At 72.7% G+C, this 26,077-nt stretch carries 20 protein-coding genes; 9 read left to right on the top strand and 11 right to left on the bottom strand.

Going from position 1 to position 26,077, the window contains the following annotated elements; genetic code table 11:
• Positions 1 to 62: 62 nt before the first annotated feature.
• A complete protein-coding gene (locus IE272_RS13045) occupies positions 63 to 1,445 on the bottom strand; it encodes a M14 family metallopeptidase (RefSeq protein ID WP_190006893.1) in 1,383 nt (460 codons plus the stop codon).
• A 250-nt stretch (positions 1,446 to 1,695) separates the two neighbouring features.
• Here IE272_RS13045 and IE272_RS13040 point away from each other — a divergent pair, with 250 nt between their 5' ends.
• Positions 1,696 to 3,255: a M1 family metallopeptidase gene (locus IE272_RS13040; protein ID WP_190006892.1), complete on the top strand. Its 1,560-nt coding sequence runs from the start codon at positions 1,696 to 1,698 to the stop codon at positions 3,253 to 3,255.
• Between the two features lie 30 nt (positions 3,256 to 3,285).
• Here IE272_RS13040 and IE272_RS13035 read toward each other — a convergent pair whose 3' ends face one another.
• Positions 3,286 to 4,185, bottom strand: a complete 900-nt coding sequence (locus tag IE272_RS13035) for an oxygenase MpaB family protein (protein WP_190006891.1) — start codon at positions 4,183 to 4,185, stop codon at positions 3,286 to 3,288.
• Positions 4,186 to 4,300: 115 nt separating this feature from the next.
• Entirely contained in the window at positions 4,301 to 4,777 is a 477-nt protein-coding gene (locus tag IE272_RS13030) for a macro domain-containing protein (RefSeq protein ID WP_190006890.1), read from the bottom strand.
• Between the two features lie 131 nt (positions 4,778 to 4,908).
• Here IE272_RS13030 and IE272_RS13025 point away from each other — a divergent pair, with 131 nt between their 5' ends.
• Complete coding sequence (locus tag IE272_RS13025) at positions 4,909 to 5,640, top strand: MerR family transcriptional regulator (protein WP_050362141.1); 732 nt, start codon at positions 4,909 to 4,911, stop codon at positions 5,638 to 5,640.
• A 24-nt stretch (positions 5,641 to 5,664) separates the two neighbouring features.
• Here IE272_RS13025 and IE272_RS13020 read toward each other — a convergent pair whose 3' ends face one another.
• From IE272_RS13020 to IE272_RS13005, 4 genes are read right to left on the bottom strand one after another with little or no spacing between them, the layout of a single operon-like run.
• Complete coding sequence (locus tag IE272_RS13020; protein WP_057666934.1) at positions 5,665 to 7,836, bottom strand: 3-hydroxyacyl-CoA dehydrogenase NAD-binding domain-containing protein; 2,172 nt, start codon at positions 7,834 to 7,836, stop codon at positions 5,665 to 5,667.
• A gap of 36 nt (positions 7,837 to 7,872) precedes the next feature.
• Positions 7,873 to 9,087 carry an acetyl-CoA C-acetyltransferase gene (locus IE272_RS13015; RefSeq protein WP_190006889.1) on the bottom strand — a complete coding sequence of 405 codons (1,215 nt, stop codon included), beginning with the start codon at positions 9,085 to 9,087 and terminating at the stop codon, positions 7,873 to 7,875.
• 46 nt (positions 9,088 to 9,133) lie between these two features.
• On the bottom strand, positions 9,134 to 10,276 hold the full coding sequence (locus IE272_RS13010) for an acyl-CoA dehydrogenase family protein (RefSeq protein ID WP_050362144.1): 1,143 nt from the start codon (positions 10,274 to 10,276) through the stop codon (positions 9,134 to 9,136).
• An 8-nt stretch (positions 10,277 to 10,284) separates the two neighbouring features.
• A complete protein-coding gene (locus tag IE272_RS13005) occupies positions 10,285 to 11,433 on the bottom strand; it encodes a CaiB/BaiF CoA transferase family protein (RefSeq protein ID WP_190006888.1) in 1,149 nt (382 codons plus the stop codon).
• A 208-nt stretch (positions 11,434 to 11,641) separates the two neighbouring features.
• Between IE272_RS13005 and IE272_RS13000 the strand changes: the two genes are divergently transcribed.
• Positions 11,642 to 12,832: a saccharopine dehydrogenase family protein gene (locus tag IE272_RS13000; protein ID WP_057666933.1), complete on the top strand. Its 1,191-nt coding sequence runs from the start codon at positions 11,642 to 11,644 to the stop codon at positions 12,830 to 12,832.
• 28 nt (positions 12,833 to 12,860) lie between these two features.
• On the opposite strand, the gene mmpA is transcribed toward IE272_RS13000, so the two are convergent.
• Both mmpA and IE272_RS12990 read right to left on the bottom strand, forming a co-directional pair.
• Complete coding sequence (gene mmpA / locus IE272_RS12995) at positions 12,861 to 13,004, bottom strand: morphogenic membrane protein MmpA (RefSeq protein WP_007452356.1); 144 nt, start codon at positions 13,002 to 13,004, stop codon at positions 12,861 to 12,863.
• 134 nt (positions 13,005 to 13,138) lie between these two features.
• The gene (locus IE272_RS12990) at positions 13,139 to 13,831 is read right to left on the bottom strand and encodes an endonuclease V (protein WP_007452355.1); all 693 of its coding nucleotides are present in this window, start codon (positions 13,829 to 13,831) and stop codon (positions 13,139 to 13,141) included.
• 199 nt (positions 13,832 to 14,030) lie between these two features.
• Between IE272_RS12990 and IE272_RS12985 the strand changes: the two genes are divergently transcribed.
• Both IE272_RS12985 and IE272_RS12980 read left to right on the top strand, forming a co-directional pair.
• Complete coding sequence (locus IE272_RS12985; RefSeq protein WP_050362271.1) at positions 14,031 to 14,327, top strand: YciI family protein; 297 nt, start codon at positions 14,031 to 14,033, stop codon at positions 14,325 to 14,327.
• An 89-nt stretch (positions 14,328 to 14,416) separates the two neighbouring features.
• Positions 14,417 to 15,283 carry an alpha/beta fold hydrolase gene (locus IE272_RS12980; RefSeq protein ID WP_190006887.1) on the top strand — a complete coding sequence of 289 codons (867 nt, stop codon included), beginning with the start codon at positions 14,417 to 14,419 and terminating at the stop codon, positions 15,281 to 15,283.
• Positions 15,284 to 15,297: 14 nt separating this feature from the next.
• Here IE272_RS12980 and IE272_RS12975 read toward each other — a convergent pair whose 3' ends face one another.
• Positions 15,298 to 16,434: a WD40/YVTN/BNR-like repeat-containing protein gene (locus IE272_RS12975; protein WP_050362149.1), complete on the bottom strand. Its 1,137-nt coding sequence runs from the start codon at positions 16,432 to 16,434 to the stop codon at positions 15,298 to 15,300.
• A gap of 208 nt (positions 16,435 to 16,642) precedes the next feature.
• Between IE272_RS12975 and ssgD the strand changes: the two genes are divergently transcribed.
• From ssgD to IE272_RS12955, 4 genes are all read left to right on the top strand, one after another.
• Positions 16,643 to 17,059, top strand: a complete 417-nt coding sequence (gene ssgD, locus IE272_RS12970; RefSeq protein ID WP_050362272.1) for a spore wall synthesis regulator SsgD — start codon at positions 16,643 to 16,645, stop codon at positions 17,057 to 17,059.
• A 208-nt stretch (positions 17,060 to 17,267) separates the two neighbouring features.
• Complete coding sequence (locus IE272_RS12965; protein WP_190006886.1) at positions 17,268 to 18,899, top strand: ABC-F family ATP-binding cassette domain-containing protein; 1,632 nt, start codon at positions 17,268 to 17,270, stop codon at positions 18,897 to 18,899.
• 136 nt (positions 18,900 to 19,035) lie between these two features.
• Positions 19,036 to 21,411 (top strand): ATP-binding cassette domain-containing protein, encoded by a 2,376-nt coding sequence (locus IE272_RS12960; protein ID WP_190006885.1) that lies wholly within the window; start codon positions 19,036 to 19,038, stop codon positions 21,409 to 21,411.
• Positions 21,412 to 21,597: 186 nt separating this feature from the next.
• On the top strand, positions 21,598 to 22,572 hold the full coding sequence (locus IE272_RS12955) for an acyl-ACP desaturase (protein WP_007452345.1): 975 nt from the start codon (positions 21,598 to 21,600) through the stop codon (positions 22,570 to 22,572).
• Between the two features lie 74 nt (positions 22,573 to 22,646).
• On the opposite strand, the gene IE272_RS12950 is transcribed toward IE272_RS12955, so the two are convergent.
• A complete protein-coding gene (locus IE272_RS12950) occupies positions 22,647 to 26,030 on the bottom strand; it encodes a hypothetical protein (RefSeq protein WP_190006884.1) in 3,384 nt (1,127 codons plus the stop codon).
• Positions 26,031 to 26,077 lie beyond the last annotated feature (47 nt).

Genomic DNA, 26,077 nt, shown 5'->3' with positions numbered 1-26,077 from the left:
TTCACCGTGGCTGAAAAACGCTCCTTGTAGGCAGTACCACACCTGCCCGGAATCCCGAAGGATCAACAAGCGATGTCAGCTTGACCTTTTGTGATGGAGTAATTCGCCCGCTGATCAAGAAGGAGAGGGATTAGATTACGGGCAAACTGACGCAAAGACACAAACACGCCGCCCCCCTCCTCCGGCTGGGCCGTGACGCCGTGCAGGGCCAGCTCGTCCTTCACCGCCGCGTACTGGGCCGCGTCCAGCCGGTAGCCGCACGGCGGGTCCGCGAGGATCTCGGCGGGCTCGGCCGGGTCGTTGTCGGCGCCGCCGAGGTACACGGGCCCCCGGTCGGCGAGGCCGGTCAGGCGCGAGAGGGCGGTGGCCGTCCGGAGCCGGGCGCGCTGCTCGTCGGTGAAGTCGAAGAGACCGCCCAGCGCGGTCCGCTGGGAGTGGACCCTGCGCCGGTGGTTGAGCGCCTGATCCGCCTGCTCCGCGTCGCTCAGCGCGTCGACCCGGGATTCGATGAGCAGGCCGACGGCGTGCTTGAGGCCGGAGGTGTTGCGGAGGATGCGCTCCTGGCCGTCGCCGGCGACCTGCTTGACGGGCTCCCCGGTGGCCGGGTCGGTCCAGATGCCGTAGTGGCCGCTGCTGTAGCCGCCCGCCGTCGCGGCGGGGCGGACGTACCGCTCGGAGAGGGTGCGCGAGACGTCGTGGACCCGGTGGTCGACGTTGAGGTTCCTCGGCCACAGCGCGAACAGGTCCTTGTCGTAGTACGGCGGCGTCGCGCCGTACTCGTGCAAGTCGTAGATCACCTGGGGCCGTTCGTCGCGTACGACGGCGGCGACGGCCCGTGCCTCGGCGGTCTCCAGGGCGATGTGGTCGCGGTTGACGTCGACCCCGTCGGCGTTGCCGCGGGTGTCGGCGGCGCGCCCGTCGGGGTTGGCCGTGGGCAGCACCAGCAGGGTCGTACGGGCCAGGAAGGCGCGGGTCGCCCGGTCCTCGGCGAACGCCAGGTCACGGATGGTGGTCAGACAGGCCTCGCGTCCGGCGGGCTCGTCGCCGTGCTGGCTGCAGATCAGGAGCACGGTGGTGGCCCCGGGGCGCTCCTGCCCGACGCGTACGAGCCGCAGCGGCCGGCCCTGACCGGTCGTGCCGACGCGGTCCACGGAGACCCGGTCGCTCCCCCGGTCCACCGCGGCCAGGAAGGAACGCTCCTCCGCCTCGCCGGTCCAGCGGGCCCCCTCGCTCGTCTCGAACCCGGTGCGGGGCGGACGGTGAGCGGCCTCCGCCGGTGCGACGGCGAACGGGAGGGCCAGAGCGGCGATCGTCGCCGCCACGGCGCTCCGCCGCATCGCCCGCACGCCGCGACGCGCGGACCGCGGCCGGCCGGGGCCGGCGACCGGCGCGAGCCACGGGTGCGGGCTGAGCACGCGGAGCGTGCGGGCGATGCGAGGGGTCATCAGCGGTTGCCTCCGGAACATGGGGGGGCGGGCGCCGTGACGCCCGTCCGGCTGTCGGCAATGTGCGGACGTTACCCCGGTCAACTCCTGTGCGACAGGGGGCGATCACTGCCATCCGTGCGGACGTCCGTGACGACGTAATGGCGATCGTGTGACAGGAGTGCCCGGAATGGCCCGTCCTGCTCCGGCTGGTGCATAGCCTCGTGACGACCGGTCGGAAGATCATCCGACCCGACCATGTGGAGTTTGCGTGCACCGCAGATTCATCGTCCCCAGCGCACTGGCGGCCACCCTTCTGCTGGCGATCCCGGCAGCGGCCTCACCGGGCACCGTGGGCGCCCCGGGTATCGGCGACCCCTACTACCCGGCCAGCGGAAACGGTGGCTACGACGTGTCCCACTACGACCTGCGGCTGAAGTACCGGCCCACCACCGACCTGCTGGAGGGCACGGCGACGATCCTCGCCACCACCACGCAGGAGCTGTCCCGCTTCAACCTCGACTTCGGGCTCGACGTCTCCGAGGTGCGGGTGAACGGCAGGAAGGCCCGGTTCGCCACGAGCGGCGACCACGAACTGGAGGTGACCCCGGCGGCTCCCCTGACGAAGGGCAAGGACGTCTCCGTCGTCGTCCGGTACGCCGGGAAGCCCTCCGAGCTGAAGATCAACGGCTGGACCGCCTGGGCGCGGACCCCGGACGGCGGTGTCGCGGCGCAGGAGCCGGAGTCGGCCGTGTGGTGGTACCCGAGCAACGACCACCCGCTGGACAAGGCGACCTACGACGTGTCGGTCTCCGTCCCGGACGGCACCCAGGCGATCAGCAACGGGGTGCTCCAGTCGCAGAGTTCGAAGCTCGGCTGGACCCGCTTCAACTGGCGCTCCGACAAGCCGCAGGCGACCTATCTGACGACGCTCGCCATCGGCAGGTTCGACATCACGACCGACAGGACGGCGGACGGCCTGCCGGTCCTGAACGCCTACAGCAAGGACCTCGGCCCGAACGCCGGTGCGGCCCGGGCGAGCATCGAGCGGACCACCGAGGTCGCCGAATGGCTGACCGAGGTGTTCGGCCCCTACCCGTTCAACGCGCTGGGCGGCTACGTGCCGAACGTGACGAGCGGCTTCGCCCTGGAGACCCAGACCAGGCCCTTCTACAGCCCCAAGCAGTTCGCGGGCGGCGCCAACGTCTCGGTCGTCGTCCACGAACTGGCCCACCAGTGGTACGGCGACAGCGTCTCCGTCGACGGCTGGAAGGACATCTGGATCAACGAGGGCTTCGCCCGCTACAGCCAGTGGCTCTGGTCGGAGAGGGAGGGCGAGGGCACCGCGCAGGAGCTGGCGGACTACACGTACGCCCAGCACCCGGCCGACGACCCGTTCTGGAAGGTGAAGCCGGGCGACCCGGGCCCGGACGACCAGTTCGACCTCGCCGTCTACGACCGGGGCGCGCTGGCGCTCCAGGCGCTGCGCGACGAGGTCGGCGACGCCACCTTCTTCGAGCTGCTGAAGGGCTGGCCGGCCGAGCACGCGTACGGCAACGCGAACGTCGGCGACTTCGTCCGGTACGCGGAGCGGGTCTCGGGCAAGCCGCTCGCCGCGCTCTTCGACACCTGGCTCTACCAGCCGTCGCGCCCCGCGCTCCCGGCGGCGGCCGACGCGGGGATCGCCGGGGGTGCGCTGTCGGCGCGGTCGGCGGCGCGGGTCGAGCGCCCCGCCTCCTGGCAGAAGATCGCGGCGACGAACACCGTGCACGACCACGGGGACCGCGGCGATGAAGCCGGCCGGGGGCAGGCGGGACACGACCACCGCTGACCTGTCCCGGGGCGTCGGAGCGGCGGGCGTTCAGCCGTTCCGACGCGCCCCGGCGGTGCGGGCGCCCCGTCCCGCCGTACGCGACGCGGCGCGGGCCGCTCGTGCCCGGGGCAGATAGCGCAGCCGCTCCGGGAGGGCGGGGACGACGAGGCGCAGCACCGCGCACATCCGGCGCAGCCGCTTCTCCTGGTCCGGGGTCCACGGCAGGCCGACGGCCATGCGGGCGTCGGGCGGCATGAGCCCGATGGTGACGAACCGGCGGAAGCGGGCCAGCGGCGGCAAAAGCACCGGCCACAGCGCCCGCAGCAGCAGCCGGAGCAGCCACGGGCCCCGGTCCGGCGGCGGGACGGACTGGTCGGTGGCGACGAGCTCCCGCACGACGGCGGTGGCCTCGATCTCCCCGGCGAGCATCTTCTCCCAGTACGGCCAGAAGTCCTCGATGGTCTGAGGCATGTCCCGGTCGTGGATGCCCAGGATCCGTCCGACCTGGAGCCATTCCGCGTACAGGGCACGCTCCTGGGCGGGGCTCATGGGGCGGATCAGATAGCGGGCCGCGTGCTGGTACACCGGGAAGCCGGTGGCGTGCACCCAGGCGTAGTTGGCGGGCGTCAGGGCGTGGTAGGGGCGGCCACGGGTGTCGGTCCCCCGGATGGTGCGGTGCAGCACCCGCAGCCTGCGGCCCTCCTCGGCGGCCTCCGCGCCCCCGTAGACCCAGAGCTGGAGCGAGCGCAGCGAGCGTTCACCGCGCCCCCAGGGGTCCGTACGGAAGACGGAGTGCTCGTCGACACCGGCTCCGACGGCCGGGTGGGCGACCTGGAGGGTGAGGGCCGCCGGCAGCATCAACAGGGCGCGGATGTCCCCGGACAGGCTCCAGAGCACTCCGCCGGGCGGGGGCGGCTCGGGGTTCTTCACGTCGGTCGCGCCACTCATCCGTGCTCCCGCGGTCCCGGCGGGCCTGCCGTGCGCTGCCCGTCCCCTTCCTCTCCATGATCCCTCGCTCGCGGAAGAACCCCGGCGGCGGGGTCCGGGACCGCCCCCGCCCCGGTCAGTCGTGGTCGTACACCGTCACCGGTATGCCGGCGGATATCAGGCGTCGCTCGATCAGCGGCTCGATCCTGGACCACGTGCCGCCCGCGAGCCCGCAGCCGATCCGCGGCATATGGACCGAGGCCTCCAGCTCGGCCGCCCTGACGGCCACCGCGCCGAGCGCCGCGTCGATCGCCTCGTACCGCACGGGCACCCCCTTGCTGCCGGTGCGCATGCCCCGCTGGCCGACCATGTTGGCCACCCAGAGGTAGGGCCCCACCTGCACGAACTGCGCCGCGCCCAGGGCGAAGTCGTTGCCCGCTCGCTCCCGGTGCCAGCGTCGGTAGGCGGCCTCGGGCTCCGGCCAGCGGCGGGAGAGGGCCAGGACGAAACCCTTGCCCCAGCCGCCGAGGTCGTTGCAGACGTGGACGATCAGCTTGACGCCCTTGCCCTGGGGGGCGGTGGCGTCCCCCCGTACATAGATGATCTCCGACATGCCCTCACCGTACGGGCCGCCACTGACAACGGGTCCGGGGTGGACGGCGGGGCGATGGTGCCGGAGACTTTCACAGTAATGGTGAGACAGCGGAACTGTCCGATACGAGGGTTCGACGGCGGGGAGCAGAGATGGCGACGGGGACCGACGAGCCGACGCTCACGGTGGACGAGCTGGCGGCGCGCGCCGGGGTCACCGTGCGTACCGTGCGGTTCTACAGCACCCGGGGCCTGTTGCCGCCCCCGGTCATCGGGCCCCGCCGGGTCGGACACTACGGGCCGGACCATCTCTCGCGCCTCGCGCTGATCGAGGAACTCCAGCAGCAGGGCATGACGCTCGCGGCGATCGAACGGTATCTGGAACAGTTGCCGCCCGACCTGAGCGCCCACGATCTGGCGATCCACCGGGCCCTGGTCGCGTCCTGGGCGCCGGACCGGACCGAGGAACTCTCCCGGGCCGAGCTGGAGCGGCGGGCCGGGCGGGCGCTGTCGGAGGCGGATGTGGAGCGGCTGGCGGCGATGGGCGTCCTGGTCCGGCCGCAGGAGGCCGGCGGGCCGCACCGGGTGGATGCGGGGCTGCTGCGGCTCGGGGTGGAGCTGCTGGACGTGCCGATCGCGCACGAGACGATCCTGGCGGCGCGGACCGTTCTGCTGGAGCACACCCGGGCGGCCGCCCAGGAGATGACCCGGCTGTTCAAGGACGAGGTGTGGAACCCCTACCGGGAGCGCGAGGGCGACCCGGAGCATGTGGCGGCGATGAAGTCGCTGTCCGCCGACATGCAACCGATCGTGGTGCAGGCGCTGGTGACGGCGTTTCAGCGCTCACTGAAGGAGGAGCTGCGGGCCGCGTTCACCGCCGAGTGACGGTGAAGGCGGCCCGCGAGCGCCTCAGTCGTGGAAGGTCTCGCCCTTCTCCGCCTTCTCCACCAGCAGCGCGGGCGGCAGGAAGCGGTCGCCGTAGCGCTCGGCGAGTTCCCGGGCGCGGGCCACGAAGCCGGGCAGGCCGCCCTCGTACCCGTTGATGTACTGGAGGACGCCGCCGGTCCACGGCGGGAAGCCGATGCCCATGATGGAGCCGATGTTGGCGTCGGCGACGGAGATGAGGACGTTCTCCTCCAGGCAGCGGACGCTGTCCAGGGCCTCGGAGAAGAGCATCCGCTCCTTCATGTCCTCGAAGGGCACATCGGCGTCGGGCTTGGCGAAGTGCTCGCGCAGTCCGGGCCAGAGGCCTGCCCGCTTGCCGGCCTCGTCGTAGTCGTAGAAACCCGCGCCGCCGCTGCGTCCCGGGCGGCCGAACTCGTCGACCATGCGGTCGATGACGTCGTCGGAGGGGTGGCCGGGCCAGGTGCCCCCGGCCTCCTCCACCGCGCGCTTCGTCTCGTTGCGGATCTTGCGCGGCAGGGTCAGGGTCAGCTCGTCCATCAGGGAGAGCACCTTGGCCGGGTAGCCGGACTGGGCGGCGGCCTGCTCGATCGACGCGGGCTCGACGCCCTCGCCGACCATGGCGACGCCCTCGTTGATGAACTGGCCGATGACACGCGAGGTGAAGAAGCCGCGCGAGTCGTTGACGACGATCGGCGTCTTCTTGATCCGGCGGACCAGGTCGAAGGCGCGGGCGAGCGCCTCGTCGCCGGTGCGCTCGCCCTTGATGATCTCGACGAGCGGCATCTTGTCGACGGGCGAGAAGAAGTGCAGCCCGATGAAGTCGACGGGGCGCGAGACGCCTTCGGCGAGGACGGTGATCGGGAGGGTGGAGGTGTTGGAGCAGAGCAGCGCGTCCGGCTCGATGACGTCCTGGATCTCCTGGAACACCTTGTGCTTGAGGGCGGTGTCCTCGAAGACGGCCTCGATCACCGCGTCGCAGCCCGCGAGGTCGGCCGCGTCGCCGGTGGGGGTGATCCGGGCCAGCAGTCCGTCGCGCTCCGCCTCGGTCGTCCGGCCCCGGGAAAGCGCCTTGGCGAGCAGTTTCTCGCTGTACGCCTTGCCCTTGGCGGCCGCTTCGGTGGAGACGTCCTTGAGGACCACCTCGATGCCGGCCCTGGCGCAGGAGTAGGCGATGCCCGCGCCCATCATCCCGGCGCCGAGGACGGCGACCTTGCGGACGGGTCGCTCGGGGATGTTCCTGGGGCGGTTGGCACCGGAGTTGACGGCCTGGAGGTCGAAGAAGAACGCCTGGATCATGTTCTTGGAGACCTGGCCGGTGACCAGCTCGGTGAAGTACCGGGCCTCGATGGTCAGGGCGGTCTCGAAGTCGACCTGCGAGCCCTCGACGGCCGCCGCCAGGATGTTGCGCGGCGCGGGCATCGGCGCGCCCGCGAGCTGCTTCTTCAGGTTGGCCGGGAAGGCGGGCAGGTTGGCGGCGAAGCGCGGGTTGGACGGGGTGCCGCCGGGGATCTTGTAGCCCTTGACGTCCCAGGGCTGCTGGGACTCGGGGTTGGCGTCGATGAAGGCGCGGGCCTTCTCGATCATCTCCTCGCGGGTGGCGGCGACTTCGTGGACGAGCCCGTTCTCCAGGGCGCGCCGCGGCGTGTACTGCGTGCCCTGGAGGAGCACCTTGAGCAGGGCGTCGGCGATGCCCATGAGGCGTACGGTCCGGGTGACGCCGCCGCCCGCAGGGAGCAGGCCGAGGGTGACCTCGGGCAGGCCGATGCGGGAGCCGGGGGCGTCGAGGGCGACGCGGTGGTGGCAGGCGAGCGCGATCTCGTAACCGCCGCCGAGGGCCGCTCCGTTGATGGCGGCGACGACGGGCTTGCCGAGGGTCTCGATGCGGCGGAGCGAGGCCTTGATGGCGTTGCCGGCGTCGAAGGCGTCCTGGGCGTTCTCCGGGCCGACCTTGATCATGTCCTTGAGGTCGCCGCCGGCGAAGAAGGTCTTCTTGGCGGAGGTGTAGATGATGCCGCGGATGGAGTCCTTCTCGGCCTCGGCGCGGTCGGCGACGGCCGCGATGGAGTCCTTGAAGGCCTGGTTCATCGTGTTGGCCGACTGGTTGGGGTCGTCGAGGACGAGGGTGACGACGCCGGTGTCGTCCTGCTCCCAGCGGATGGTCGTGCTCTCGGTCATGGCGGTGTCTTCTCCGTAAGCAGGTGGGCCGGGAACTCAGATGCGTTCGACGATCGTCGCGACGCCCATGCCGCCGCCGACGCAGAGGGTGACCAGGCCGAACCGCTGGTCGCGGCGCTCCAGTTCGTCGATGACGGTGCCGAGGATCATCGCGCCGGTCGCGCCGAGCGGGTGGCCGAGCGCGATGGCCCCGCCGTTGACGTTGACCTTGTCCAGGGAGAGGCCCATGTCCTTGACGAAGCGCAGGACGACTCCGGCGAAGGCCTCGTTGATCTCGACGAGGTCGATGTCGTCGATGGTGAGTCCGGCCTTGGCGAGCGCCTTGCGGGTGGCGGGGGCGGGACCGGTGAGCATGATGGTGGGCTCGGAACCGGAGACGGCGGCGGAGACGATACGGGCGCGCGGGGTCATGCCGTAGCGCTCGCCGACCTCCTTGGAGCCGATGGCGACGAGCGACGCGCCGTCCACGATGCCGGAGGAGTTGCCCGCGTGGTGGACGTGGTCGATCTTCTCGACCCAGTGGTACTTCTGGAGCGCCACCGCGTCGAAGCCGCCCATCTCGCCGATGCCCGCGAACGAGGGCTTGAGACCGGCGAGGGAGTCGGCGGTGGTGCCGGGGCGCAGGTGCTCGTCGTGGTCGAGGACGAGGAGGCCGTTGCGGTCCTTGACCGGGACGACGGAGCGGGCGAAGCGGCCGCCCTTCCAGGCGGCGGCGGCGCGTTCCTGGGAAAGTGCGGCGTACTCGTCGACGTCGCGCCTGCTGAAGCCCTCGACGGTGGCGATGAGGTCGGCGCCGATGCCCTGCGGGGCGAAGCCGGTCTCGAAGCTGGTCATCGGGTCCATGGCCCAGGCCCCGCCGTCGGAGCCCATCGGCACCCGGGACATCGACTCGACGCCACCGGCGAGGACGAGGTCCTCCCAGCCGGAACGGACCTTGGCGGCGGCCAGGTTGACCGCTTCCAGGCCCGAGGCACAGAAGCGGTTCTCCTGGACCCCGGCGACGGAGTCGGGCAGGCCGGCCGCGATGGCGGCGATGCGGGCGATGTCGGAGCCCTGGTCGCCGAGCGGGCTGACGACGCCGAGGACGATGTCGTCGATGGCGGCCGGGTCGAGGTCCGGGAAGCGGCCCCGGATCTCGTGGATGAGGCCGACGACCAGGTCGATCGGCTTGGTGCCGTGCAGGGCGCCGTTGGCCTTGCCTCGGCCGCGCGGGGTGCGGATCGCGTCGTAGACGAATGCTTCGGTACTCAAGACAGCTGCCTTTCGAGGGTGGTTGTCGGCCCGGGTGAGGGGCGGCTCAGGCGAGCAGCGAGCGGCCGATGATCTCCTTCATGATCTCGGTCGTGCCGCCGTAGATGGTCTGGATACGGCCGTCGGTGAACGCCTTGGCGACCTTGTACTCGCTCATGTAGCCGTAGCCTCCGTGGAGTTGGAGGCAGCGGTCGGCGACGCGCTTCTGCAGTTCGGTGGCCCACCACTTGGCCATGGAGGCGTGGACGGCGTCCAGGACGCCGTCGGAGTGGTCGACGATGCACCGGTCGAGGAAGGTCCGGGTGACGGCGCACTCGGTGGCCATCTCGGCGATCTCGAAGCGGATGTGCTGGAGCTTGGAGAGGGGGCGTCCGAAGGCCTCGCGCTCCTTGACGTACCGGGTGGTGATCTCCAGCAGGTGTTCGGCGGCGGCGATCCCGGCGACCGCTATGCCCATGCGCTCCTGGGCCAGGTTGGTCATCAGGTGGATGAACGCGCCGTCGCGCTCGCCGAGGAGGTTCTCCTTGGGGACGCGGACGTCGTCGAAGAACAGTTCGGCGGTGTCCTGGGACTTCTGGCCGATCTTGTCGAGGTTGCGGCCGCGCTCGAAGCCCTCCGCCCCGCGTTCGACGACGATGAGCGAGAGACCCTTGGCCCCGCCGTCGGGGGTGGTCTTCGCGACGACGACGACCAGGTCGGCGAGGATGCCGTTGGAGATGAAGGTCTTGGAGCCGTTGAGCAGCCAGTGGTCGCCCTTGTCCTCGGCGGTGGTGCGGATGCCCTGGAGGTCGGAGCCCGCGCCCGGCTCGGTCATCGCGATCGCGGTGACGGTCTCGCCGGAGCAGAAGCCGGGGAGCCAGCGCCGCTTCTGCTCCTCGGTGCCCAGGCCCGTGAGGTAGGGGCCGATGATGTCGTTGTGCAGGCCGATCGCGAGTCCGGGGGCCCCGGCCCGGGTGAACTCCTCGGCGAGGACGGCGCTGTAGCGGAAGTCGTCGCTGCCGCCGCCCCCGTACTCCTCCGGGACGGCGAGACCCAGCAGTCCCGCGCGTCCGGCGGCGAGCCAGGCCTCGCGGGAGACGATGCCGTCCTGCTCCCACTGCTCGTAGTACGGGAGGACCTCCTTGGCCAGGAAGGCCCGGACGGTCTCGCGGAAGGCGTCGTGCTCCTCGGTGAAGATCTGCCGTTGCACGGGGTCTCCTAGTAGGTCTCGGGTGAGTCTGCGGGCCGCAGTGCGGGGACGTCCCAGTCGGCGGCGACGGCGGCCGTGTCGCCGCCGGGCCGGGCGGGCCCGCTGCGTACGGAGACGGGGGTGGCCGAGAAGCGCGGGGCGGGGGCGGGCTGGGTGAGGCCGCTGTGCTCGACGAAGGTGGAGCGGGCGGCGAGGTGCGGGTGGTGCGGCGCTTCGGTGAGCGAGAGCACGGGGGCCACGCAGGCGTCGGTGCCGTCGAACACCTCGGTCCACTCGGCGCGCGTACGGGTCAGGAAGCGCTCGGTGACGGCGGCGCGCAGCTCGTCCCAGCGGGCGAGGTCCCACCGGTCGGGGAAGGCGTCCGCGATGCCGAGGAGGCCGATGAACTCCGCGTAGAACTGCCCCTCCAGCGGGCCGACCGCCATGTGGCCGCCGTCGGACGTGGCGTAGGTGCCGTAGAACGGGCAGCCGCCGTCGAGGAGGTTCGTGCCGCGCCGGTCCTGCCAGCTCCCGGCGGCCAGCATGCCGTGGATCATCGTGGCGAGATGGGCGGCGCCGTCCACGATGGCTGCGTCGACGACCTGCCCCTCACCGTGGGCGCGGGCGTGCTGGAGGGCGGCGAGGACGCCGACGACGAGGTAGAGCGAGCCGCCCGCGTAGTCGCCGACCAGGTTGGCGGGGACCACGGGCGGCTCGTCCGGCTTGCCGATCATGGACAGGGTGCCGGTGAGCGCGAGGTAGGCGATGTCGTGTCCGGCGCGCTCGGCGAGCGGCCCGTCCTGGCCCCACCCGGTCATCCGGCCGTAGACGAGCTTCGGATTGCGGGCGAGGCAGGCCTCGGGGCCGACGCCGAGACGTTCGGCGACGCCGGGGCGGTAGCCCTCGATCAGGATGTCGGCGCGTTCGACGAGGTCCAGGACGCGGGCCGGCCCCTCGTCGCTCTTGAGGTCCAGGAGGACGGAGCGCTTGTTGCGGTTGGTGAGGTCGGACGCGGGATCGATGCCGAGCCCCGCGCCGCCGGGCCGGTCGACGCGTACGACGTCGGCCCCGAGGTCCGCCACCAGCATCGCGGCGAACGGTCCGGGTCCGATGCCCGCCAGCTCGACGACGCGGACACCGGTCAGCGGACCATGCCCGGACCTTGGGCCTTTCGCCATCTGTGAGCCCCCAGGGGTGTGACACAACCGATGTAACATCAGTGATGCTAAGAACGCGCCGGGCTCCGCACAACCCCTTGGGCCGAGCAAGCGCTTAGTTCTTCCACCCGATCCTCTCGCATCCGGCCCGCCCGGCCGGGCGCCGCCACGTCGCTCTCCGCTACCCTCTGCCTGCCACGTCGGCACCCGGCTCGCAGCGGAGGTACTCGTGAACAGGCAGAACGACGCGACACGCCCCTTGGACGTCGTCCTCTTCGGTGCCACCGGCTTCGTGGGGACGCTCACGGCCGAGTACCTGGCGGCCCACGCCCCCGCCGGCCTGCGCTGGGCGCTGGCCGGTCGCAGCCGGGCCAAGCTGGAGGGGCTGCGGGAACGGCTCACCGCGATCGCCCCCGGCTGCGCGGACCTGCCGCTGCTGGAGACCGACGCGGACGACGCGGAGGCACTGGCCGAACTGGCCGCCTCCACCCGGGTGGTGGCCACGACGGTGGGGCCGTACATCCGTTACGGCGAGAAGCTCGTCGCCGCGTGCGCGGAGGCCGGGACGGACTACGCGGACCTCACGGGCGAGGCGGAGTTCATCGACCGGACGTATCTGGAGCACGACGCCCGGGCCCGCGAGACGGGGGCGCGCATCGTGCACGCCTGCGGCTTCGACTCCGTCCCCCACGACCTGGGGGCGTACTTCACCGTCAAGCAGCTGCCCGAGGATGTCCCCCTGACCGTCGACGGCTTCGTCCGTACCGATGCGGTGTTCTCCGGCGGAACGTTCGCCTCGGCGCTGACCGCGATGGGCCGGGGCCCGCAGATGCTGGCCGCCGCCCGGGAGCGCCGGCTGCACGAACCGCGCCTGGTGGGCCGGCGCGTCCGCACCCCGGCGGGCTCCCCGCACTTCAGCGGGTCCGTCGGCACCTGGGCGCTGCCGCTGCCGACGGTGGACCCGACGATCGTCGGCCGCTCCGCGCGGTCCCTGGAGCGGTACGGCCCCGACTTCCGCTACCGGCACTTCGCCTCGGTCAAGACCCTGCCGATGGCCCTCGGCGCCCCGGTGGCGATCGGTGCGCTGGTGGCCGCCGCGCAGGTGGAGGGCGCCCGGGAGTGGCTGATGGGCCGTTACGAGCCGGGGCAGGGGCCGGACGAGGACCGCCGCCGGCGGAGCTGGTTCACCATCCGCTTCGTCGGCGAGGGCGGCGGGCGGCGCGTCTTCACCGAGGTGTCCGGGGGCGACCCGGGCTACGGCGAGACGGCGAAGATCCTCGCCGAGTCGGCGGTGTGCCTGGCCCTGGACGAGCTGCCGGAGACCTCCGGGCAGGTCACCACGGCGGTGGCCATGGGCGACGCGCTCCTGGAGCGGCTGACGGCGGCGGGGCTGCGGTTCCGGGTTGCGGCGGTGCGGTAGCCGACGCCACCGGGCGGACCCGGCGCGTCTAGAAGATCCAGCCGGCCAGCGTGTAGAGCATCGCGCCCAGCCAGACGAGCCCGACGGCGCTCCCGAGGAGCATGCCGAGGGCCATGCGGCGCTGAGCGGGGTCGAAGGGCTCGGTGCGGACGGCTGTACGAGAGGCGTTCATACGTGTCAGCCTGCCCAGCCGTACGGATCTACGCCATCCGTACGCGTACTCAGTTGCAGGACTGTTCCACGCCCGGGACCGTCACACGGCGGGCGGCGGCTGTTCGCGTACCCGGGCGGGGTCCCGGGCGCGCGTCAGGCGGTCGCTTCCCGCAGGGTCTGCCGGCACAGGGCGTCCGCCCGGCGGGTGCTCTCCGGCTGGCGGAAGCGGCCGGCGAGGCGGAGCGTGTGGGCGCAGGCGTTGTCGAGGCTGATGCGGTGGCCCACCGAGACGAACACCGGGTTGGTGTTCTCCTGGGTGCGCAGCGCCCGGCCGACCACCTCGTCGCCGTCCAGCAGCGGGGAGAAGTCGCCGCGCCGGGGGCCGGGGGCCTCGTACGTGAACGTGAACGGGTTCTTGCCGACGCCGATCACCGGCAGCCCGGTGAGCACGCCCAGGTGGCTGGCGAGTCCGAAGCGGCGCGGGTGCGCCAGACCGTAGCCGTCGCAGATGACGAGGCCCGGGTCGACGCTCAGCCCCTCCAGGGCCTCCAGCGCCGTCGGGATCTCCCGGAAGGCCAGCAGCCCGGGGACGTACGGGAAGGTGATCCGGCCGACGGCGGTGGCCTCGTCGACCGTCTCCAGGGTCACGGCGTCCAGCACCACGGCCGCCGCGACGACGACGTCCTTCACGTCGTCGTAGGCCACGTCCACCCCGGTGACCAGCCCGGTTCCGGGCTCCGGTCCCGCCTCGTCCAGGATCACCCGGCCGCGCAGCCGGTCCTGGATCGCCCGGCCCTCGGCTTCGTCGGCGGGGGTCTCGTGGGCGGGGGTGGGGGAGGTCGTCATGTCCGGAAGCTTATGCGGTGACGGGCCCGTGCCCGTTACCCGGTGTCCTGCGAGGTCCGCAGGTCCGGCCGGGTGTACCGGTCGCGGCCGGATCCTCATACTGGCGCGATGGACAGAGCGGACCGCGAACGTCTCGACGGCCTGGCGCGCAACCCGGCCGGCATCCTCACGGCGGCCGGGGTCCCGTAGCCTGATGATCATGTTCGTACTCGAATTGACCTACACGGCTCCGGTCGAGCGCGTCGACGCGCTGATGCGGGAGCACCTCGCCTGGCTCGACGAGCAGTACGCGGCGGGCGTGTTCATCGCCTCCGGCCGCAAGAACCCCCGGGACGGCGGAGTGATCCTGGCCGTCGGGGAGGACCGGGCGGCGATCGAGAGGACCGCGGCGGCCGACCCCTTCGCCGAACACGGTGTGTGCGCCTACCGGATCACCGAGTTCATCGCCACCAGGACGGCGCCCGCACTCGCTCCGTACCAGCAGCCGTTGCCGTGACGGACTGTCGGGACCGCCCCTCCCGGTACGGCTCCGGCCGATGAGTTTCGGACCGATGAGTTTCCGGGGCGGGGCCGGTCTGCACGGGTATGGAGACGTACACACTCAAGACAGCCGGCGCCGACCTCGTCCACGACGTACGCGGGCCCCTGCCGACCGCTGACGGCCGCCCGCCGTTGTTCATGATCGGGCAGCCCATGGACGCCACCGGATTCGTCGCGCTCTCGGCACGCTTCCCCGAGCGGACCGTGGTGACCTATGACCCGCGGGGGCTCGGCCGCAGCGTCCGCAAGGACGGCCGGACCGACCACACGCCCGAGACCCAGGCCGACGATGTGCACGCCGTCATCGAGGCGCTCGGGGCCGGGCCGGTCGAGATGTTCGCCAGCAGCGGCGGAGCGGTCACCGCTCTCGCCCTCGTGGCGCGCCACCCCGGCGATGTGACCACCCTCGTCGCGCACGAGCCGCCGCTCATCACGCTCACCCCGGACGGCCCGGCGGCCGTCCGGGCGCGGGCCGGGGTCCGGGACGCGTACGAGAAGCGCGGGTGGGGGGCCGGGATGGCCGCCTTCGTGGCCATGACCTCGTGGGAGGGCGAGTTCACCGACGCGTACTTCGCACAGCCCGACCCCGACCCCGCCGCGTTCGGCATGCCCACCGAGGACGACGGCACGCGCGGCGACCCGCTGCTGTCCGACGGGTCCTGGGCGATCAGCGACTACCGGCCGGACGTCGACGCCCTCGCCTCGGCCGCCACCCGTGTGGTGATCGCCGTGGGCGAGGAGTCCCGGAGCGTGCAGACCGGGCGGACGTCCGACGCGACCGCCGAACTGCTCGGGCAGCGGGTGACCGTCTTCCCGAGCCATCACGGCGGCTTCCTCGACGGGGAGTTCGGCTATCCGGGCAAGCCGGACGAGTTCGGGCAGCGGCTGCGGGAGGTGCTCGACGCCTCGTAACCTCGTAGGGCGGTCTAGAAGCCCAGCCGGGCCACCCGCCCCTTCTCGCCCGCCGCCCAGCAGCCCAGGTCGGGCGTGCAGTCGACGGTGTCGTACGAACCGGAGTCGACCGTCCGCCAGGTGCGCCCGCCGTCCAGGGTGAGGTCGGTGCCCGTCGGGCCGACGGCCAGGGCGGCGGAGCGGCTGTGGGGCAGCCAGGTGACGCCGGAGCGGTAGGCGGGCGGCGGGGTGGCGGACGCCCGCCAGCTCCGGCCGCCGTCCCCGGTGACGGCGGCCGCCTTCGGGGAGGCCTGGTCGGGGCGGTAGTCCCCGCCGACGGCGATACCGTGCCCCCGGTCGCGGAAGGCGACGGCGAAGACCCCGCGGGCCGGGTCGCCCGCCGGGAGGGTCGACGCGCTCGCCGTCCAGGTCAGGCCCCGGTCCCGGGAGTGCAGGACCCGGGCGGTCGCCGCTCCCCCGGTGGTCAGCCAGACGTCCTTGGGGCCGGAGCTGACCAGGCACTGGCCGCTCGCCGCGAAGCCCGCCTCGCCCGGCTGGGCGGCGGGCATCCCGGCGTCGGGCAGGACCCGCCAGGAACGGCCGCCGTCCGCCGTGGACAGGACCCGGAACTTCCCGTCCACCGGGTCGCCCGCCGCAAGACCGTGCCGACTGTCGAAGAACGTCAGGCAGTTGAAGAAGGCGCGGGGGTCGGTGTTGCGGAAGGACTCCGTCCAGGTGGCCCCGCCGTCGTCGGTGCGCAGCACCCGGGAGGCCTCGCCCTCGCCGATGGCCAGGGCGACGGCCCGGCGGCCGTCGAACGCCTCGATGTCCCGCAGCTCCAGTTCTGCCGCGCCCGGCGGTGACACGTCGCGCCAGGTGCGGCCGCCGTCGCCGGTGCGCAGGACCGTGCCCTTCGACCCGGCGACCCAGGCGGTGGTGCGGCTGACCGCCGCCAGCCCCCGGAAGCGGGCGTCGGTTGCGGTGTCGGTGAGCCGCCAGCCGGGCAGCGGTCCGCGAACACCCGCCTCCCGGGAACCGGCCGCTCCGCCCGGCGCTCCGGCCGGACCTTCCGCCGGTGCCGCGTGTGCGCCCGGTGCGACCAGTGCGGCGGCCAGGGCCGCACCGCCGGTCACCAGTGCCATCAGCCGTCTCGTGTTCCCCATGGCCTTCATGGCGCTGGAAGCTAGCCGACGGGTTCCGGCCCGTCCAGGGTGCGTCGCCGCCGGCCGGGCAGGAGAGCGGGGGTGCGCGGTGGCCGGCAGGGGCCGCCGGAAGCCGGTGACGCAGCTCACGCCGCGCGCCGGTGCACGAAACGAGGAGTTCCGTCGTCTACTCCAATGCCGGGAACCGTTTACCCGGCCGTGCGAGAGGGAGCAGGTCTTGTCCAGCGTTATCGAGCAGTCCGTGCAGGCCCGCATGGTCGCGTCCGCACCGCGGATGGAGACTCTGCCCGCCACGCTTCAGTACGACCGCCAGTACCCCTTCGCCGTACGCATGGCGTTCCCGGCCCCGGCGACCCTGGAGGGCACCGAGGTGTCCTGGGAGTTCTCCCGCGAGCTGCTGGCCACCGGGGTGGACTCCCCCGCCGGGCAGGGAGACGTGCGGGTGAGGCCGTTCGGGTACGAGCGGACCGTGCTGGAGTTCCACGCCCCCGAGGGCATCGCCATGGTCCATGTGCGCACCGAGGAGCTGCGACGCTTCCTCCAGCGGGCGCAGGAGCTGGTTCCGGTGGGCGACGAGCACCGGTATCTGGACCTGGACCGGAGTCTGACCGACCTGCTCGGCGGTCCTCGCTGACCTCGTAAACCCGGTTGCCGGGCCCGCGCCCCGGCCCTACCTTCGTGATGGTTCCTGTTGTCGTCGATCGGAGTGGGACGTTGCTGATCTGAGGTCCTGTGCACACCGTGCAGCGCCCGCCGCGCCATGTCGCGGCCGGAGCGCCCGTGTGCGATCTCAGCTTCCGCCGACCGTCCTTGTCGTTCCCGACGTACAACGGGAGATCCGTATGCCTGCCACCGACACCCACATCAGCTGTACCTCCCTCGCCTTCTCCTGGCCCGACGGCAGCGAGGTCTTCACCGGCCTCGACCTGGCCGTGGGGCCCGGTCGTACCGGTCTCATCGGCCTCAACGGCTGTGGCAAGTCCACCCTGTTGCGCCTGGTCGCCGGTGAACTCGCCCCGCATTCCGGCGGGATCAGCATCCGCGGCGAACTGGGCCATCTGCCCCAGACCCTGGTCCTGGACACCGCGCTGCGGGTCGACGAGGTGCTCGGCGTCGCGGACCGGCGCGCGGCGCTCGACGCGGTCGAGTCGGGCGACGTCCGGCCCGAGCACTTCGTGGTGATCGGCGACGACTGGGACATCGAGGAGCGGTCCCTCGCCACCCTGGACGGGCTCGGCCTCGGGCACATCGGGCTCGACCGCACCATCGGGGAGATGTCCGGCGGCGAGTGCGTCCTGCTGCGGCTGGCCGCGCTGCTGCTGGAACGGCCCGGGGTGCTGCTGCTGGACGAGCCGACGAACAACCTGGACGCGTACGCCCGTCGGCGGCTGTACGACGCGGTCGACGCCTGGACGGGCGCGCTGCTCGTCGTCAGCCACGACCGGGAGCTGCTGGAACGGGTGGACCGGATCGCGGATCTGCGCGAGGGCTCGGTCACGTGGTACGGCGGAAATCTGTCGGCGTACGAGGAGGCGGTGGCCGTCGAGCAGGAGGCGGCGCAGCGCATGGTGCGCGTCGCCGAGTCGGACGTCCAGCGACAGAAGCGTGAACTGGCCGACGCTCACATGAAGTTGGCCCGCCGCAAGCGCTACGGGCAGAAGATGTGGGACACCAAGCGTGAGCCCAAGGTCGTCATGGGGCAACGCAAGCGCTCCGCGCAGGAGTCGGCCGGCAAGCACCGCATCCTGCACACGGAGCGGCTGGCCGCGGCCAGGGAGCGTCTCGACGAGGCGGAGCTCGCGGTGCGGGAGGACGAGGAGATCCGGGTCGAACTGCCGGGCACCCGGGTCCATCCGGGCAGCGAGGTGCTGCTGCTGCGCGATCCGGTGCCGCCCTACGGCACGCCGCTGCGGGGCGGGTTGATGGTGCGGGGACCCGAGCGGATCGCGCTGACCGGTCGTAACGGGGCGGGCAAGACGGCGCTGCTGCGAATGATCGCCGGTGAGCTGGCGCCCCTCTCGGGCGAGGCGAGCACCCTGGTCACGACGGGCTTCCTGCCGCAGCGGCTGGACGTGCTGGACGACGCGTCGTCGGTGGCGCGGAACGTGGCACGGTCGGCCCCCGGCCGGACGGACAACGCCGTGCGGGCACGGCTGGCCCACTTCCTGTTCAAGGGGGCTGCGGCGGACCGCCCGGCGGGGACCCTGTCGGGCGGGGAGAGGTTCCGGGCGACGCTGGCGATGCTGCTGCTGGCCGACCCGCCGCCCCGGCTGCTGCTGCTCGACGAGCCGACGAACAGCCTCGATCTGGCGAGCGTACGGCGGCTGACCGAGGCGCTGGAGGCGTACGAGGGGGCGTTGATCGTGGCGAGCCACGACGTGCCGTTCCTGGAGTCGATCGGGATCACCCGCTGGCTCCGGCTCGACGGCGGGCTGCGGGACACGACGGCGGAGGCGGTGCGCGAGGGCCGCTGAGGCGGGTGCCCGTCTGCCGACCCGGCCGCCTGCGGCCTGTCCTTGATCCGCCCGGCGTCGCGGTCACGAGCGCGTCCTCGGATCTCCCGGGAAAAGGGGACAGAAGCTGTCGGGTATCCCGCCTAGCGTCACGCTCATGGATCGCTTCCCCGAGTACGGCGCGGAGCCGGAAGGCCCCGGCCCCACGCACCGCGACATCGTCATCACCGGCGCGCGCGAGAACAATCTGCGCGACGTCTCCCTCCGGATCCCCAAGGGCCGTATCACCGTCTTCACCGGTGTGTCCGGTTCGGGCAAGTCGTCGGTCGTCTTCGACACGATCGCCGTGGAGTCGCAGCGGCAGCTGAACGAGACCTTCACCTCGTTCCTCCGCAACCGGCTGCCGAAGTACGAGCGGCCGCACGTCGAGTCCGTCGAGGACCTGTCGGTGGCCATCGTGATCGACCAGAAGCCGCTGGGCGGCAATGTCCGCTCCACGGTCGGCACGGCGACCGACATCTGGTCGGTGATCCGGGTGCTGTTCTCCCGGTGCGGGGCCCCGAGCGCGGGCGGGGCGACCGCGTACTCCTTCAACGACCCCACCGGGATGTGCCCGGAGTGCGACGGGGTGGGGCGCACGGTCCAGCTGGATCTCGACCGGGCGGTCGACTGGTCGAAGTCGCTGAACGAGGGGGCGCTGCTGCTGCCCGGCCTGACGGTGGGCAGCTGGGAGTGGAATCTGTACGGGGGTTCGGGGCGCTTCGACAACGATCTGCCCCTGTCCGAGTTCGGCGAGGAGGAGCGCCGGACCCTGTTGTACGGTTCGGGGTTCACCGTCCGCATCGACATGCGGACCGGCTCGGCCGACATGCGGTTCGAGGGGGTCGTGACGCGCTTCGAGCGCCTGTACCTCAAGCGCGACACCGCCTCGCTGTCCGAGAAGCGGCGCGAGGCGGCCGCCCGGTTCACCGTGGAGCGGGTGTGCGGGGCCTGCGGCGGGGCACGGCTGAACGCGGCGGCGATCGCCACCCGGATCGACGGGCTCTCGCCCGCCGACTACGGACGGATGGAGGTCTCCGAACTCGTCGGCGTCCTGGAGCGGGTCGACGATCCGGTGGGCGGGCCCATCGCCGCCGCCGCCCGGGAACGGCTGGAGCGGCTGGTCGGCATCGGGCTCGGGTATCTGAGCCTGGACCGGGAGACCACGACCCTGTCGGGAGGCGAGGGCCAGCGGCTCAAGATGGTGCGGCACCTGGGCAGTTCGCTCACCGGGCTGACGTTCGTCTTCGACGAGCCCAGCGTCGGGCTGCACCCGCGCGACGTCGGGCGGCTGGGCGATCTGCTGGTGCGACTGCGCGACAAGGGCAACACGGTGCTGGTCGTCGAGCACGACCCGGATGTGATGGCCGTCGCCGACCATGTCGTCGACATGGGGCCGGGGGCCGGTTCCGACGGCGGTCACATCGTCTTCGAGGGGACCTTCGAGCGGCTGCGCGAGGCCGACACACTCACCGGCCGGTCGTTGCGCGGCCGCACCCCGCTCAAGGAGACGGTCCGCTCCCCCACCGGCCGGCTCCCGGTGTACGGGGCCGATCTCCACAATCTCAAGGGCCTGGACGTGTCGTTCCCCGCCGGGGTGCTGACCGCGGTGACGGGGGTGGCGGGATCCGGGAAGTCGACCCTGGTCTCGCGGGTGTTCACGGCGGCGTACCCGGAGGCGGTGGTGATCGACCAGAGCGCGATCACGGCCTCGTCGCGCTCCACCCCCGCCTCGTACCTCGGCGCGCTGGACGCCATCCGCAAGGTCTTCGCCCGGGAGAACGGCGTGGACGCGGGACTGTTCAGCTTCAACTCCGCCGGAGCCTGCGCGGGCTGCTCGGGCCGCGGAGAGATCTCGACCGATCTGGCGTTCATGGACCCGGTCACCACGACCTGCCCGGAGTGCGAGGGCCGCCGGTTCCACGACGATGTGCTGAAGCACCGGGTCGGCGGCCGGTCGATCGTGGACGTCCTGGACATGACGGCGGCGCGGGCGGCCGGACTGTTCGAGGATCCGGTGCTGCTGCGGAAGCTGCGCACCCTCGACGAGGTCGGCCTCACCTACCTCACCCTGGGGCAGCCGCTCTCCTCCCTGTCGGGCGGTGAGCGTCAGCGGATCAAGCTCGCCACCCAACTGCACCGCACCTCCAGCGTGTACGTGCTGGACGAGCCGACGACCGGACTGCACCTGGCGGACACGGGCACGCTGGTGGATCTGCTGGACCGGCTGGTCGACGCGGGGAACACGGTGATCTGCGTGGAGCACAACCTGGATGTGGTCAAACGGGCGGACTGGGTGATCGACCTCGGTCCGGACGGCGGCAAGGGCGGCGGGGAGCTGGTCTTCGAGGGGACGCCCGCGGATCTGCTCGCGCATCCGACGTCCGTCACCGGCCGGTATCTGCGCCGGGATCCAGGGGTGGAACCGCTCCCGGGTCCCGAGGTGGAACACCCCCGCGATCCAGGGGTGGAGCAACCCGTTCCGGAACGGTGAAACGGGGCCCGGAAAGGCCCGGAAGGGCCCCGGGGAGGCTCTGGCGCATCCCCCCACCTGGGCGTATCACTCCGTGTATCCACTCGCTGCCGGGGGCGGGCTTGGCTTTGGCCTTACCGTCGCCTTAACCTACGGTCACGTAACCTACGAAGCCGTAGGTAATTCTCCCGTCCCCAGGAGCTCCCCGTGACGATCACCTCTCCCCACCTCGGCAGTTCGAAGGCGTGGACCGACGCCCAGCTGCTGTACGCGCTGGAAGAGGTGGTGGAGAAGGAACTCAACCGCCATCTCAAGGTCGCCAAGGACTGGATGCCCCACGAGTACGTCCCCTTCTCCGACGGGCGGAACTTCCCCGGCGTCTTCGAGGACGGCGAGGCGTGGTCGGCCGACCAGTCCAAGGTCACCGACATCGGCAAGATCGCTCTCGTGGTGAACCTCCTCACCGAGGACAACCTCCCCAGCTACCACCACGAGATCGCCTCCCTCTTCGGCCGCGACGGCGCGTGGGGCACCTGGGTGCACCGCTGGACCGCCGAGGAGGGCCGCCACGGCATCGTGATGCGCGACTATCTGCTCACCTCGCGCGCCGTGGACCCGGACAAGCTGGAGCAGTTCCGCATGGCGCACATGGCGGAGGGCTTCGAGTCGGACAACCGGCACTCGATGCTGCACTCCGTCGCGTACGTCGCCTTCCAGGAGCTGGCCACCCGTGTCTCGCACCGCAACACCGGCCACCAGTCCGGCGACCCGGTCTGCGACCGGATGCTGGCCCGGATCGCGACCGACGAGAACCTCCACATGGTCTTCTACCGCAATCTGCTGGGCGCCGCCTTCGAGCTGGCCCCGGACCTGACCATGCAGGCCGTGCGCGACGTCGTCGTCGACTTCCGGATGCCCGGACACGGCATGCCGGGCTTCGAGCGGGCCGCCGCGCAGATGGCGATCGGCGAGATCTACAACATGCGCATCCACCACGACGACGTGATCCAGCCCGTGCTGCGCTTCCTGAAGGTCATGGACATCGACGGGCTCGGCCCGGAGGGTGCGAAGGCCCAGGAGGAGCTCGGTCTGTACATGGGCGGGCTGGACAGCGAGGCGTCGAAGTTCGACGAGAAGCTCGCCGCCCGCAAGGCCCGGATGGTGGCGCGCGGCCGCGCCTGATCCCCACCCGGGGTCCTGATCCCACCCGGGGCGCCCGATCCATCGGGCGCCCCGGGCCCGCCGGGTCCGTGACGTCACTCCTCGGCGGTGGCCTCGGCGTACGCCACGTCGCGCACGTCGTCCCAGGAGTGCTGGCGGAGCATCCGCAGCTGGGTGCGCCACGGCCCGGTCCACCCGGTGCGCAGGCCGCACGCCACGGTCAGTTCGGCGGCGAGCAGGCCCTCGGCCGGATCTCCCGTACCCGCCAGCCGTGCGACGACGAGCAGCAGGGTGTCCGGGTCGCCCGCCTCCGCCCCCCGGTAACCCGCGACCCGCCTGCCTACCGTCGCCGCGGTCCTGGCGGCCAGTGCGGGGCGGCCGGAGTGCAGGGCGGCGAGCGCGACCAGCTCGGTGTGCAGGGTGTCCGGGTCCCCCGCCAGGTCCAGGGAGCGCGAGAGCAGGGCGACGGCGTCCGGCACGAGGTCGCGGTGGGCGGCCAGGGTCCGGCCGGCGGATGCGAGCACCGCCGATGCGGGCCGGTTGTTCGGACCGGCCCGCAGCGACAGCGTCCGGGCCAGCCGGCCGAGCCGCCGGCGGGCGGGCCGGTCGCGCTCCGTCCCGGCGTCGTCCGCGGTCTCGCCGGTGGCCAGCAGCGACAGGGCACGGTTCAGCGCCCCGACGGCCTCCGGAGTGGTCAGGGCCGCGTCCACCAGGGCGTCGGCGGCCGAGCGCCACCTCCCCCGCCGGTCCAGATCGGTGACCGCGTCGACCAGGACCGCCGCCGCGTGCGGGGCCCAGGGCAGCCAGCGGACCAGCGCGGTGTGGGCGAGGGCGGCCAGCGTGTCGTCGTCCGTGCGGCACACGTCCTGGACCAGCCGGGCGTAGCGCGGCCGCAGGGCGGGGTCCAGCTCCGTCGGGTGCGCCCGCAACACCGCCACCCGCAGCGCGTGTTCGCCGCCCGCCGCGTCCTCCGTCGCCTCCCATACCCGTACGTCCGCGAGCAGCGGCGTACCGGCGGCCACGCAGGCGGCCCGTACGTCGAGGTGCTGGCCGGGCCGCCCGTACGCGTCCGCGAGGAGACCGGCCGCCTCCGCCCGGGGCAGCAGGGCGGCGGCGAGGCGGACCATCTCCTTGCGGCTCGTCACCTTGCCGGTGCCGGGGCCCGTGCGGGCGGCGAGCAGGGGGGCCAGCCGGGAGGGCCGGGTGCACGCCGCGGCGCGGCCCGCCACGTACACCGCGACGCGGGCCCGGTCGCCGCCCGCGTGGGCGAGCAGCTCGGGCAGCGCATCGGCGGGCCGGTCGGTGTGGGCGAGTGCGGCGAGCGCCGCCTCCGCGATCACCACGTCCCGGTCACCGGTCCAGGCGCGTACGGCGTCGGCGCCCTGCCCGGGTATGCGGGCGAGCTGCCCCAGGGCGGCGGTGCGCAGGTACAGCGGCAGCTTCTCGTCCGCCACCGTGCGCTCCACAGCACGCTGTGCGGCACGCTGCTGACGGGGCGTCCAGCGTTCGGCTCCGGCGACCTCGACGGTCCACCGCTCCCCGGGCCCGAGGAACCGGCCCCGGGGTGGTGTCCCGTCGAGGCATGCCTCCAGCAGGTCCGTCCGCCGTCGGGTCACGACGTGCCGGACCTCGGGGAGGCCGATGGCCGATGGGTGCCGGGCGAGCAGGCTTTCGACCCGCTCGTCCCGGCCCGCCGGGGCCCGGAGCCAGAGCCCGGCGGCGCTCCGGGCGGCCGCCGGCTCGCCGTAGTTCACCGCCTGCCACAGCAGGTCCTGGAGGCCGGGCATGGCGTCGGCCCGACGGCCCACGGCGCGGGCCAGGGCCAGGACGAGGCCGTAGTCGGAGCGTTCCGCGCCCGCTTCCAGCCAGGGCCGCAGCGCGTCGAAGACGGTGTGCTCCTGGCCCCGGCGCAGCGTCCGGTCCAGTCGGCCGAAGTCGGCGCTGCCGCTGGTGCCGGTGATCCGGACCAGGGTGCGCAGCGCCCAGTTGAGCAGGTCGCGCTGTCCGGTCACCGCGTGTTCGCGCAGCGCGCCGACGGCCAGGGAGCCGAGGGCACGGCGGGTGGCGGCGGAGGAGTCGCGGGCCTCCACGGCATCGGCGGCGATGCGGTCGAGCAGCGGCTCCACCGCGTCGGTGAAGAGGGCGGGCTTCACCCCGGCCAGGGCGGTGAGGGCGGCGGAGCGTACGGGGTCCTGTTCGTTGCGCAGCCGCAGCAGGTCCTCCAGCACGGTGGCGACGTGGGCCGGATCGCCGGAGCGGCCCGCGCTGCCGACGAGCAGCCCCCAGGCCGCGGCGCGGTCGTCGGCGGCGGGCCCGCGGGTGGCGGCCAGGAGCTGTTCGCGTCCCTCGTCGAAGGGGAGGTGGGACACGGCGTCGAGGACGGCGGCGTCGTCCCCGCGGGCACGGGCCCGGTCCGCCGCCCGGCGGGCCACGGCCGCGACCCGGTTGCGGGGCAGCGCGTCCAGGAACCGGGTGTCGACGGAGGCTGCCGAGGTTGCCTCGCCCCCGTCCTCGGTGAGCGCCTCGTGGAGTGCGGCTCGACGGCCGGGCGGCAGGGCGCGGAGGATCCGGGGTCCCGGGCCCGCCGGGTCGGGGGCGCTGCGGGCCAGTTCGACGAGCAGGGGGTCGGGCAGGGCGCGGACGAGGCGGCGGAGCTGGGTCCCGCTGAGTGCGTGGAGCACCTGCGCGCAGACGTCCGCCCCGATGACCAGGCGGGCGACCCGGACCGGGTCGGCCGAGACGAGCTGACCGAGGGGGGCGCCCAGCACGACCGGGAACCGGGTGGGGCCGAACCGTTCGAGGAGGTCGAGCACCCGGTGCGGAAGGGCCCGGGTCGCGGTGGCGACGCCCCGGGGGTGTCCGTACCCGTGCCACCAGGCGTCCCGGCCCGCCGCGGGGAGGCCTGCCAGCTCCTCCTCGGCGGAGTCCAGGACCGGTCCGGGGTGGTGGTGGCCGAGCGAGGACCAGCAGGCCGTCGAGCGCCGCAGTTCGGGCAGCAGCGTTCCGACCGTCGCGGCCGAGCAGCCGGGCAGCAGCCGGGCCGCCTCGATGTCGCCGTGGGTCTCGCGCTCCGCGAGCACCAGGCGGTCGGCGAGCGCGGTGCGGCGTTCGGCGACGATCGCCCGCACGAGATGACGGCGCACGGCGGCCGGCGCGTCGGCGAAGGCCCTCTCGTACGCCGCGTCCGGCACCCCGAGTGTCCGCGCCGCGCGCAGGGCGTGCCCGCGCACGACGGCGTCCTCGTCGGCGAGATGCGCGCCGATCCACTCGGCGTCCCGGCCGACCGCGGCGGCGATCACCGCGATCCGGCGCTCGTACGGGTCGCCGTCCTCCAGTTCGTCGAGGACGGCGCGCAGCGCCCCTTGGGCGGCCAGCCGGCCCGCTGCGGCCGCCAGTTCGCTCATGCGCCCCGGATGGGGCAGCGCTTCGAGCGCGTCGAGCAGGGCGGCGGCGAGGACGAGGGGCGGTGCGTCGGTCATGGCCCGATTGTGCCGGGCCCGGCCCTAACACCCCAGGGGTTTACGGT

This window comes from Streptomyces anulatus, from assembly GCF_014650675.1.
GTDB lineage: Bacteria > Actinomycetota > Actinomycetes > Streptomycetales > Streptomycetaceae > Streptomyces > Streptomyces anulatus.
The sequence above is the reverse complement of the archived record's forward strand: the minus strand, read 5'-3'. Positions and strand labels throughout refer to the sequence as shown.

What these genes read in the sequence shown, in the direction of transcription:
- IE272_RS13045 (WP_190006893.1), bottom strand. Translation starts at nt 1,445, where the DNA reads ATGACCCCTCGCATCGCCCGCACGCTCCGCGTGCTCAGCCCGCACCCG.
- IE272_RS13035 (WP_190006891.1), bottom strand. Translation starts at nt 4,185, where the DNA reads ATGAGTGGCGCGACCGACGTGAAGAACCCCGAGCCGCCCCCGCCCGGC.
- IE272_RS13030 (WP_190006890.1), bottom strand. Translation starts at nt 4,777, where the DNA reads ATGTCGGAGATCATCTATGTACGGGGGGACGCCACCGCCCCCCAGGGC.
- IE272_RS13025 (WP_050362141.1), top strand. Translation starts at nt 4,909, where the DNA reads ATGGCGACGGGGACCGACGAGCCGACGCTCACGGTGGACGAGCTGGCG.
- IE272_RS13020 (WP_057666934.1), bottom strand. Translation starts at nt 7,836, where the DNA reads ATGACCGAGAGCACGACCATCCGCTGGGAGCAGGACGACACCGGCGTC.
- IE272_RS13005 (WP_190006888.1), bottom strand. Translation starts at nt 11,433, where the DNA reads ATGGCGAAAGGCCCAAGGTCCGGGCATGGTCCGCTGACCGGTGTCCGC.
- mmpA (WP_007452356.1), bottom strand. Translation starts at nt 13,004, where the DNA reads ATGAACGCCTCTCGTACAGCCGTCCGCACCGAGCCCTTCGACCCCGCT.
- IE272_RS12990 (WP_007452355.1), bottom strand. Translation starts at nt 13,831, where the DNA reads ATGACGACCTCCCCCACCCCCGCCCACGAGACCCCCGCCGACGAAGCC.
- IE272_RS12985 (WP_050362271.1), top strand. Translation starts at nt 14,031, where the DNA reads ATGTTCGTACTCGAATTGACCTACACGGCTCCGGTCGAGCGCGTCGAC.
- IE272_RS12980 (WP_190006887.1), top strand. Translation starts at nt 14,417, where the DNA reads ATGGAGACGTACACACTCAAGACAGCCGGCGCCGACCTCGTCCACGAC.
- IE272_RS12975 (WP_050362149.1), bottom strand. Translation starts at nt 16,434, where the DNA reads ATGAAGGCCATGGGGAACACGAGACGGCTGATGGCACTGGTGACCGGC.
- IE272_RS12965 (WP_190006886.1), top strand. Translation starts at nt 17,268, where the DNA reads ATGCCTGCCACCGACACCCACATCAGCTGTACCTCCCTCGCCTTCTCC.
- IE272_RS12960 (WP_190006885.1), top strand. Translation starts at nt 19,036, where the DNA reads ATGGATCGCTTCCCCGAGTACGGCGCGGAGCCGGAAGGCCCCGGCCCC.
- IE272_RS12950 (WP_190006884.1), bottom strand. Translation starts at nt 26,030, where the DNA reads ATGACCGACGCACCGCCCCTCGTCCTCGCCGCCGCCCTGCTCGACGCG.